10 protein-coding genes and 2 pseudogenes are annotated in these 8,635 nt (G+C 75.6%); 11 read left to right on the forward strand and 1 reads right to left on the reverse strand.

Translation table 11 applies throughout. The annotated features are described in order from the left end of the window. Both GJV82_RS19620 and GJV82_RS18250 read left to right on the forward strand, forming a co-directional pair. A pseudogene (locus tag GJV82_RS19620) lies at nucleotides 1-342 on the forward strand (hypothetical protein); the annotation flags it as partial. 59 nt (nucleotides 343-401) lie between these two features. Beyond that, nucleotides 402-1,082: a thymidine kinase gene (locus GJV82_RS18250; protein WP_024840774.1), complete on the forward strand. Its 681-nt coding sequence runs from the start codon at nucleotides 402-404 to the stop codon at nucleotides 1,080-1,082. Here the strand turns inward: GJV82_RS18250 and GJV82_RS18255 are convergent. After that, nucleotides 1,028-1,660 carry a protein-L-isoaspartate O-methyltransferase family protein gene (locus GJV82_RS18255; protein WP_051471673.1) on the reverse strand — a complete coding sequence of 211 codons (633 nt, stop codon included), beginning with the start codon at nucleotides 1,658-1,660 and terminating at the stop codon, nucleotides 1,028-1,030. The genes GJV82_RS18250 and GJV82_RS18255 overlap by 55 nt on opposite strands. Nucleotides 1,661-1,817: 157 nt before the next feature. Between GJV82_RS18255 and GJV82_RS18260 the strand changes: the two genes are divergently transcribed. The 9 genes and pseudogenes from GJV82_RS18260 to GJV82_RS18300 all read left to right on the forward strand — a co-directional run. Further along, nucleotides 1,818-2,024: a dodecin family protein gene (locus GJV82_RS18260; RefSeq protein WP_021482381.1), complete on the forward strand. Its 207-nt coding sequence runs from the start codon at nucleotides 1,818-1,820 to the stop codon at nucleotides 2,022-2,024. 241 nt (nucleotides 2,025-2,265) lie between these two features. After that, nucleotides 2,266-2,574 (forward strand): 50S ribosomal protein L21, encoded by a 309-nt coding sequence (rplU, locus tag GJV82_RS18265; RefSeq protein WP_197022549.1) that lies wholly within the window; start codon nucleotides 2,266-2,268, stop codon nucleotides 2,572-2,574. Nucleotides 2,575-2,660: 86 nt separating this feature from the next. Next, nucleotides 2,661-2,918 (forward strand): 50S ribosomal protein L27, encoded by a 258-nt coding sequence (rpmA, locus tag GJV82_RS18270; protein ID WP_115942806.1) that lies wholly within the window; start codon nucleotides 2,661-2,663, stop codon nucleotides 2,916-2,918. A 140-nt stretch (nucleotides 2,919-3,058) separates the two neighbouring features. Next, nucleotides 3,059-4,579: a GTPase ObgE gene (obgE, locus tag GJV82_RS18275; protein WP_024840778.1), complete on the forward strand. Its 1,521-nt coding sequence runs from the start codon at nucleotides 3,059-3,061 to the stop codon at nucleotides 4,577-4,579. Nucleotides 4,580-4,650: 71 nt separating this feature from the next. Continuing rightward, a complete protein-coding gene (proB, locus tag GJV82_RS18280; RefSeq protein WP_155100207.1) occupies nucleotides 4,651-5,796 on the forward strand; it encodes a glutamate 5-kinase in 1,146 nt (381 codons plus the stop codon). A 53-nt stretch (nucleotides 5,797-5,849) separates the two neighbouring features. After that, nucleotides 5,850-7,190, forward strand: a complete 1,341-nt coding sequence (locus GJV82_RS18285; RefSeq protein WP_155100205.1) for a glutamate-5-semialdehyde dehydrogenase — start codon at nucleotides 5,850-5,852, stop codon at nucleotides 7,188-7,190. A gap of 191 nt (nucleotides 7,191-7,381) precedes the next feature. Then, the gene (locus GJV82_RS18290) at nucleotides 7,382-7,537 is read left to right on the forward strand and encodes a hypothetical protein (RefSeq protein WP_154798364.1); all 156 of its coding nucleotides are present in this window, start codon (nucleotides 7,382-7,384) and stop codon (nucleotides 7,535-7,537) included. 42 nt (nucleotides 7,538-7,579) lie between these two features. Further along, nucleotides 7,580-8,185: a nicotinate-nucleotide adenylyltransferase gene (nadD, locus tag GJV82_RS18295; protein WP_024840781.1), complete on the forward strand. Its 606-nt coding sequence runs from the start codon at nucleotides 7,580-7,582 to the stop codon at nucleotides 8,183-8,185. Continuing rightward, nucleotides 8,178-8,635, forward strand: a pseudogene (locus tag GJV82_RS18300) (hypothetical protein); the annotation flags it as partial. The gene nadD and the pseudogene GJV82_RS18300, both read left to right, overlap by 8 nt.

The following is an 8,635-nucleotide window of genomic DNA, read 5'->3' on the forward strand; positions in this document are numbered from 1 at the left end:
GTCGGCGGCGGGGGCCTGGCCGGGATCGCGGCCGTGCCCGTGGCGCCGGCGGAGGCCGGGCCCGGAGCGAGCCCCGAGGCGACCGCGCCGGACGCGGCCGCCGACCCCGCCACGGACCGGGCGGCGACCGAGGGCGAGCCCGTCGCCGGGGACGCGAGCACCGCTCCGGCCGAGGGCCCCGCGGCCGACGTCCCGGCCGGGTCGTCCGGCACCACGATCCTCAGCCGCCGCGACGCCGCGCGCCCGGGCTCCCCGGACCGCGTCTCGGTGCTCGGTGCGGGAGCGGAGCCGAAGCCGCTGCCCGTGCGGCCGTCCTCGAACGGGTCCGCCCGGCACCACTGACCGCACCGTCGTCCCGCGCCGCCGAGCACGGCGTGGGCGGGGGGTGGTTCACTGCTCGCATGAGCGGCGCAGCAGGTCCGCAGCCCCCCGGCCCGCGCGCGGGCGGTCGCGTCGAGGTCGTGTGCGGCCCGATGTTCGCGGGCAAGACGGAGGAGCTCCTGCGGCGCGTGCGCCGTGCCGAGATCGCGGGCCGGCGCGTCGAGGTCGTGGGCCACGCGCTCGACACGCGGCGCGGCGCGGGCACGGTGAGCTCGCACTCCGGGTTCGCGACGCCGTCGCGCACGGCACGCGACGCGGACGACCTGGAACGCCTCGTGCGCGAGGCGGGACCGCTCGACCTGGTCGCCGTCGACGAGGCGCAGTTCTTCGGCCCCGGGCTGGTCGACGTCGTGCAGCGACTCGCCGACCGCGGGCTCGTCGTGGTCGTCGCGGGGCTCGACGTGACGTTCGACGCGCGGCCGTTCGAGCCCCTGCCCGCGCTCGTGGCGCTCGCCGAGCGCGTCGACAAGCTCACGGCGGTGTGCGCGGTGTGCGGCGAGGACGCCGCGTTCCACGTCCGGTTGGCCGCGCCGACCGGCGCGGGCGACCCGGGCGACCCGCTGGCGCCCGTCGCGGCGCACGTGGGCGGCGCCGAGACGTACGAGGCGCGCTGCCGCACCCATCTCCCGGACCCGCCGTGGCGCGGTCAGCCGGGGGGCGGGGGAGCGGGCGCGTCCTCGACGAGCGGGACGAACGAGTAGGAGCCGTGCTCGCTCGTGCGGAAGCCTCCCGGCGCCTCGGGGTCCGCCTCGACGAGGACCATCGTGTGCCGCACGGGGACGACCATGCGGCCGCCCGGGGCGAGCTGGTCGACGAGCGCGCGCGGCAGCGCCTGCGCCGCGGCCGAGACGAGGATCCGGTCGTAGCGCTCCCCGGGGGAGCCGAGCACGCCGCGCGTCGCGGTGACGACGCGCGCCCACGGGGTGCGCTCGCGCGCGACGTTGGCCGCGCCCCACGCGGCGAGGTCGGGGTCGCGCTCGACGCCCAGCACGCTGCCCTCGGGGCCCACGAGCACCGCGAGGAGCGCCGTCGTCCAGCCCGACCCGGAGCCGACGTCGAGGACGCGCGCGCCGGGCCGGACGTCGAGCAGGCGGAGCATGGCCGCGACGGTCGAGGGCTGGGAGTTGGTCTGCCCGTGCCCGATCGCGAGCGGCCGGTCCTGTCCCGCCCAGCGGCGCTGCGCGCGCGGGAGGAACGAGCGCCGGTCGACCGCGCGCAGGGCCGCGGCCACGGCGTCGTCCGCGCCCAGGGCGCCGCGGGTCGGGTCTGCGGGACCCATGCGACCACCTCCCCGGCCAGCGTAGGCACGCACGCGCACCCGTGCGCTCGTGGCCGCCGCCCGGCCCGGCGCCCCGGTGGCGAGGGCGGGCCCGCAGCGGGATGCTCGACGGGTGCGCGGGCGCACCGGAGCGCCCGCCAGGACGGGGGAGACCGGTATGAGCGGCACGGTGGCACGGATCACGCACATCAGCGCGCGGTCGGACACGAGCTTCGAGGACGCGGTGCGGATCGGCGTCGAGCGCGCTGCGAGCACGCTGCGCAACGTCTCGGGCGCGTGGGTCAAGGAGCAGAAGGTCGACGTGGCCGACGGCCGCATCACGGCCTGGCAGGTCGTGCTGGAGGTCACGTTCGTCCTCGAGTAGGACGGTGCCCGGGCGGCTCGCACGGTCCCGGTCGCCGCGTGCGGGACGTCCGCGCGCGGCGACCGCCCGCGCGGTTTGACCTGCCCGCCGCATTTCCGTAGTCTTGAACGTCGGCGCGCCCAGGCGCGCCGGTCCCGTGTGCCCACGGACGACTCGCACTCGCACGCCGCGGCGTGGTCGGAGTCTCCAAGACGAACTCGCCGTGACGAGCACGCCAAGACTAGGAGAGATGAGCAGCAACGTGGTGTACGCGATCGTCAAGGCCGGTGGCCGTCAGGAGAAGGTTTCCGTCGGCGACATCGTCGTGGTGGACAGGCTGTCCGCCGGCGTCGGTGATTCCGTCGAGCTGCCCGCTCTCCTGCTGGTGGACGGGGAGAAGGTGACCACGGACGCCGCGAAGCTCGCGAAGGTCAAGGTCACCGCCGAGGTCGTGCGGGACGAGAAGGGTCCGAAGATCACGATCCTGCGGTACAAGAACAAGACCGGTTACCGCCGTCGCCAGGGTCACCGTCAGCAGCTGACCCGCCTCAAGGTCACCGGCATCAAGTGATCTCGCCCGGCGCGAGGTAGCGGCCACGGGCCGCCCCGCGCCGACCGGCACCCTCCCTCAGCAACCAGCACGAAAGCAGGTTCGTCATGGCACACAAGAAGGGCGCGAGCTCCTCGCGCAACGGTCGCGACTCGAACGCCCAGCGCCTCGGCGTGAAGCGCTTCGGCGGGCAGGTCGTCAAGTCGGGCGAGATCATCGTCCGCCAGCGCGGCACGCACTTCCACCCCGGTGAGAACGTCGGCCGCGGCAAGGACGACACGCTGTTCGCCCTCGCCGCCGGCGCGGTGCAGTTCGGCACGCGCCGTGGCCGCAAGGTCGTCGACATCGTCACCGTCGAGGCCTGAGCCACAACCGGCAGTCTTCGAGCAGGAGGGGCGCACCGACGCGGTGCGCCCCTCCTGCCGTATCTCCCCCCGGCCGCGCCCCGGCCCGGGACCGCCGCGCCCCGCGGCACCGCACGACCCACCTCTGAGAGGATCCACCCATGGCCAGCTTCGTCGACCGTGTCGTCCTGCACGTCTCCGGCGGCAACGGCGGGAACGGGTGCGCCTCGGTCCGCCGCGAGAAGTTCAAGCCGCTCGCCGGCCCCGACGGCGGCAACGGCGGTGACGGCGGCACGGTCCGGCTCGTGGTCGACCCGCAGACGACGACGCTGCTCGAGTACCACCACTCGCCGCACCGGCACGCGACGTCGGGCACCCAGGGCATGGGCGACGACCGCGACGGCGCGAACGGCGAGGACCTCGTCCTGCGCGTGCCGGACGGCACGGTCGTCAAGACGCCCGACGGCACGGTCCTCGCGGACCTCGTCGGCGCGGGGGCGGAGTACGTCGTCGCCGAGGGCGGTCGCGGCGGTCTCGGCAACGCCGCGCTCGCGTCGCCCCGACGCAAGGCGCCCGGCTTCGCGCTGCTCGGCGAGCCCGGCGAGGAGCGCGACGTCGTCCTCGAGCTCAAGACCATCGCGGACGTCGCGCTCGTCGGGTACCCGAGCGCGGGCAAGTCCTCGCTCGTCGCCGCGGTCTCGGCCGCGCGGCCCAAGATCGCCGACTACCCGTTCACGACGCTCGTGCCGAACCTCGGCGTGGTCCAGGCCGGCTCGGCGCGGTTCACCGTCGCGGACGTGCCGGGGCTCATCCCGGGCGCGAGCGAGGGCAAGGGCCTCGGCCTGGAGTTCCTGCGCCACATCGAGCGCACGGCCGTGATCGTGCACGTCCTCGACTGCGCGACCCTCGAGCCGGGTCGCGACCCGATCAGCGACCTCGACGTCATCGAGGCCGAGCTCGCGGCGTACGCGCAGGACCTCGACATCGAGGGCGGTCGCGTGCCGCTCACGGAGCGCCCCCGGCTCGTCGTGCTCAACAAGATCGACGTGCCCGAGGCGCGCGAGCTCGCCGATCTCGTCAAGCCCGACCTCGAGGCGCGCGGCCTGCGCGTGTTCGAGGTGTCGACCGCGAGCCACGAGGGGCTGCGCCCCCTCACCTACGCGCTCGCCGAGCTCGTCGAGAAGGCGCGCGCCGAGGCGCCCGCCCCCGAGCCGACGCGCGTCGTGCTGCGCCCGCGCGCCGTCGACGAGGCCGGCTTCACGGTGACGCGCAAGGGCGGGGCCACGGACTACTGGTTCGAGGTCCGCGGCGCCAAGCCCGAGCGCTGGGTGCGCCAGACCGACTTCGCGAACGACGAGGCCGTCGGCTACCTCGCCGACCGCCTCGCGCGCCTGGGCGTCGAGGAGAAGCTCTTCGAGGCGGGCGCCGTCGCGGGCGACGAGGTCCGGATCGGCAGCGACGTCAACGCCGTCGTGTTCGACTGGGAGCCGACGCTCATGACGGGCTCCGAGCTGCTCGGCGGGCCGCGCGGCTCCGACAACCGCCTCGACGAGCGCCTGCGCCCCACGCGGTCGGAGAAGCGCCGCGAGCACCACGAGCGCATGGACGCCAAGGCCGAGGCCCGCCGCGAGCTGTGGACCGAGCGCGAGGCGGGCACCTGGACGGACCCGGACGCCGACTGACCGCGCCCGGCGCGACCCGCGGCGTCCTGGTCCGTGAAATCCTGCGCGCCGGTCGGGGTCCGGCGGCGATGATGGGACGCGTGAACGCCCTGTCCTCCCGCTCCGAGATCGCCGCCGCCCGCCGCGTCGTGGTGAAGATCGGCTCGTCGTCGCTCACCGGCGCCGACGGCCACCTCGACCTCGCGGCCCTGCGGGCGCTCGTCGACGTCCTTGCGGCGCGACGCGCGGACGGCGGGCAGGTCGTGCTCGTCACGTCCGGCGCGATCGCCGCGGGCATCGGGCCGCTCGGCCTCACGAACCGACCGCGCGACCTCGCGACCGCGCAGGCGACGGCCTCGGTGGGCCAGGGCCTGCTCGTCGCCCGGTACGCCGAGGCGTTCGCGGGCCACGGCCTGCGGGTCGGCCAGGTGCTGCTCACCGCCGAGGACACGGTCCGCCGCGGCCACTACCGCAACGCCCAGCGCTCCCTGGAGCGCCTCCTGGGTCTCGGCGTCGTGCCGGTCGTCAACGAGAACGACGCCGTCGCGACCGACGAGATCCGCTTCGGCGACAACGACCGCCTCGCCGCGCTCGTCTCCCACCTCGTGCGCGCCGACGCGATGGTCCTGCTCACGGACGTCGACGGCCTGTACGACGGGCCGCCGTCGCGCCCCGGGACGCGGCGGATCCCCGAGGTGCGCTCGGCGGCCGACATCGCGGGGATCGAGGTGACGGGGCGGGGGAGCGCCGTCGGGACGGGCGGCATGCTCACCAAGCTCGAGTCGGTCTCCATCGCGACGGGCACCGGCATCCCCGTCGTGCTCACCAAGGCGGAGAACGCCGCGGCGGCGCTCGCGGGCGAGCCCGTGGGCACGTGGTTCGCCGCGACCGGGAAGCGCACCACGCGCCGTCGGCTCTGGCTCGCGCACGCGGCACGCACCCGCGGGCGGCTCGTCCTGGACGACGGCGCGGTGAAGGCCGTGCAGGGCGGGCGCGCGTCGCTCCTGCCGGCCGGCGTCACCGCCGTCGAGGGCGACTTCGACGCGGGCGACCCGGTCGAGCTCGTCGCGCCCGACGGCCGCGTCGTGGCTCGCGGGCTCGTGGCGTTCGAGTCGCGCGACATCCCGGGACTCCTGGGCCGGTCCACGAAGGACCTGCGCCGCGAGCTCGGCGAGGGCTACGACCGCGAGGTCGTGCACCGCGACGACCTCGTGCTCGTGCGTCGGCGCACCCGCTGACCGGCGGGCGGACGACGCTCCCGGTGACGCGGCGTCCGACGTAGGCTCGGACCATGACCACCACCGAGGACGCGCCCGTCGTCGCGGGCGAAGCCCAGCCCGAGACCACCGGTCCCGCCGACGACGCGACGAGCGTCGCGACGGCCGTCGAGGACGTCGCGCGCCGCGCCAAGGTCGCGTCCCGCGCGCTCGCGACGGCGACGCGCGCGACCAAGGACGCCGCCCTGCACGCCCTCGCCGACGCGCTCGTCGCGGCGACCGACGAGATCGTTGCCGCGAACGCCGTGGACCTCGAGCGCGAGCGCGCGAACGGCATGAGCGAGGGCCTGCTCGACCGGCTCGCGCTCGACGCCGGCCGCATCGCCGCGATCGCCGACGCGCTGCGCGCGCTCGCGGGCCTGCCCGACCCGGTGGGCGAGGTCGTGCGCGGCTCGACGCTTCCCAACGGGCTGCGCCTGCGCCAGCTGCGCGTGCCGATGGGTGTCGTCGGCATGATCTACGAGGCGCGGCCCAACGTCACGGTCGACGCCGCGGGCCTCGCCCTCAAGAGCGGCAACGCGGTCATCCTGCGCGGCGGGTCCGCCGCGGCGAGCTCGAACGAGGTCGTCGTGGGCGTGCTCGCCCGCGCGCTCGAGGCGCAGGGCCTGCCCGGCGACCTCGTGCAGTCGATCGACCGGTACGGGCGTCCCGGCGCCGTCGCGCTCATGCACGCGCGCGGCCTGGTCGACGTGCTCGTCCCGCGCGGGGGAGCGGACCTCATCCGGACGGTCGTGCGCGAGTCGACCGTCCCCGTCATCGAGACGGGCGTGGGCAACGTGCACGTGTACGTCGACGCGAGCGCGGACCGTGCGATGGCGCTCGAGATCCTGCTCAACGCCAAGACGCAGCGCGTCGGGGTGTGCAACGCCGCGGAGACGCTGCTCGTGCACGCCGACGCCGCACCTGACTTCCTCCCCGCCGCGCTCGCCGCGCTCACGGACGCGGGCGTCGTCGTGCACGGTGACGACCGCACCGCCGGGCTCGCGCCCGAGGGCACGGACGTGCTCCCGGCCACCGACGAGGACTGGGCGACCGAGTACCTCGCGCCCGAGATCGCGGTGCGCGTCGTCGACGACCTCGACGCCGCGATCGAGCACGTGCGCACGTGGACGTCGGGCCACACCGAGGCGATCGTCACGCGCGACCTCTCCGCGTCGGAGCGCTTCGTCGCGGAGCTCGACTCCGCGGCGATCATGGTCAACGCGTCCACGCGCTTCACCGACGGCGGCCAGTTCGGCCTCGGCGCGGAGATCGGCATCTCGACGCAGAAACTGCACGCGCGCGGCCCCATGGGCCTGGCCGAGCTCACGACGACGAAATGGGTCGTGCACGGCGACGGTCACGTTCGTCCATGACGCACGGTTCGCCGGGTAGTTCCTGCTACTCGCCGGACCGGGTCGCCGGGCGGTCGTGAGAGACTGGTCGGCGACCGGCGCCCGTCCGGTCCGCCGCCGGGCCGGTCCCGGCGGGTGTACCGCTCCACCGCACCACCCCGGTCCCGCGGCACCGCCCGCAGGTCACGGGGACGACCTTCGAGGAGGACGTCGTGATCTCTGCCGTCGTGCTGGCCGCCGAGGAAGGCGCCGAGGCCGCGTCGCACCTGCCCATCCCGCCGCTCGCGTACGGGCTGATCGGGTTCGGCGGGCTCGTGGCCCTGCTGCTCGTGACGTACGCGTTCCGCAGCGTCGGCACCCGCCACTGACCGGCAGCGCACGACGCCCGCGCCGCGACCGATGACGCCTCGATGAGCCCGCGCCGACCCCGCCTGGGGGTGATGGGTGGCACGTTCGACCCCATCCACCACGGCCACCTCGTCGCGGCGAGCGAGGCCGCGGCACGGTTCGACCTCGACGAGGTCGTGTTCGTGCCGACCGGGAAGCCGTCGTTCAAGCAGCACCAGACCGTCAGCCCGGCCGAGCACCGGTACCTCATGACCGTCATCGCGACCGCGTCCAACCCGCGGTTCACGGTGAGCCGCGTGGACGTGGACCGGCCCGGCCTGACGTACACGGTCGACACGCTGCGGGACCTGCGGGCCGCGCGACCGGACGCCGAGCTGTTCTTCATCACGGGTGCGGACGCTGTCGAGCAGATCCTGACCTGGAAGGATGCCGACGAGCTGTGGAAGATGGCACACTTCGTGGCTGTCTCCCGCCCGGGTCACCACCTGAGCGTCGAAGGTCTGCCGCCGGGCGTGGTCACCACGCTCGAGGTCCCGGCCCTCGCCATCTCGTCGACGGACGTCCGTCGGCGTGCGGAGGCGGGCCAGCCGGTGTGGTACCTGGTTCCGGACGGCGTGGTCCAGTACATCGCCAAGCACGGTTTGTATCGAGGACAGCACGATGAGTGACAACGGCAGCAACATGCAGCCCGTACGCCCGCTCACGCGGCGCGAGATCCGGGAGCGCGAGGCCGCCGCCGCGGCCGAGCGCGCGGCGCAGTCCGGCTCTCCGGCGCCCGCCCCGGCGCCCGCGGCCGGCGGGTGGCAGCCGCCTGCCGCACCGCGGCCCGCCGCCCCGGCGACCCCGCCACCGTCGCGCCGTGCGCTGCGCGAGACGACCGGGCCCACCGACCACCCGTCGCAGCCGTCCGTCGTGCGACCCCCGGCCGCCTCGGGCGGCATGCGGGGCCTGGACGAGACGGGGCGGCTCACGCCCGTGCAGGAGACCGCGGAGCGGGTCGCGATCCGCCCGCCGTCCCCGACGCCCGTCGTGCCGACCCGCACGAGCTCGCGCCCGCCGGCCGCGCCGCCGCGGCCCGCGGTGCCCGGGTCGGCCGGGCCGGTGCGGCCCCCGGCGCC

It is taken from the genome of Cellulosimicrobium composti, from assembly GCF_009711085.1.
GTDB classification, from domain to species: Bacteria; Actinomycetota; Actinomycetes; order Actinomycetales; family Cellulomonadaceae; genus Cellulosimicrobium; species Cellulosimicrobium composti.

What these genes read in the sequence shown, in the direction of transcription:
- GJV82_RS18250 (WP_024840774.1), top strand. Translation starts at nt 402, where the DNA reads ATGAGCGGCGCAGCAGGTCCGCAGCCCCCCGGCCCGCGCGCGGGCGGT.
- GJV82_RS18255 (WP_051471673.1), bottom strand. Translation starts at nt 1,660, where the DNA reads ATGGGTCCCGCAGACCCGACCCGCGGCGCCCTGGGCGCGGACGACGCC.
- GJV82_RS18260 (WP_021482381.1), top strand. Translation starts at nt 1,818, where the DNA reads ATGAGCGGCACGGTGGCACGGATCACGCACATCAGCGCGCGGTCGGAC.
- rpmA (WP_115942806.1), top strand. Translation starts at nt 2,661, where the DNA reads ATGGCACACAAGAAGGGCGCGAGCTCCTCGCGCAACGGTCGCGACTCG.
- obgE (WP_024840778.1), top strand. Translation starts at nt 3,059, where the DNA reads ATGGCCAGCTTCGTCGACCGTGTCGTCCTGCACGTCTCCGGCGGCAAC.
- proB (WP_155100207.1), top strand. Translation starts at nt 4,651, where the DNA reads ATGGGACGCGTGAACGCCCTGTCCTCCCGCTCCGAGATCGCCGCCGCC.
- GJV82_RS18285 (WP_155100205.1), top strand. Translation starts at nt 5,850, where the DNA reads ATGACCACCACCGAGGACGCGCCCGTCGTCGCGGGCGAAGCCCAGCCC.
- nadD (WP_024840781.1), top strand. Translation starts at nt 7,580, where the DNA reads ATGAGCCCGCGCCGACCCCGCCTGGGGGTGATGGGTGGCACGTTCGAC.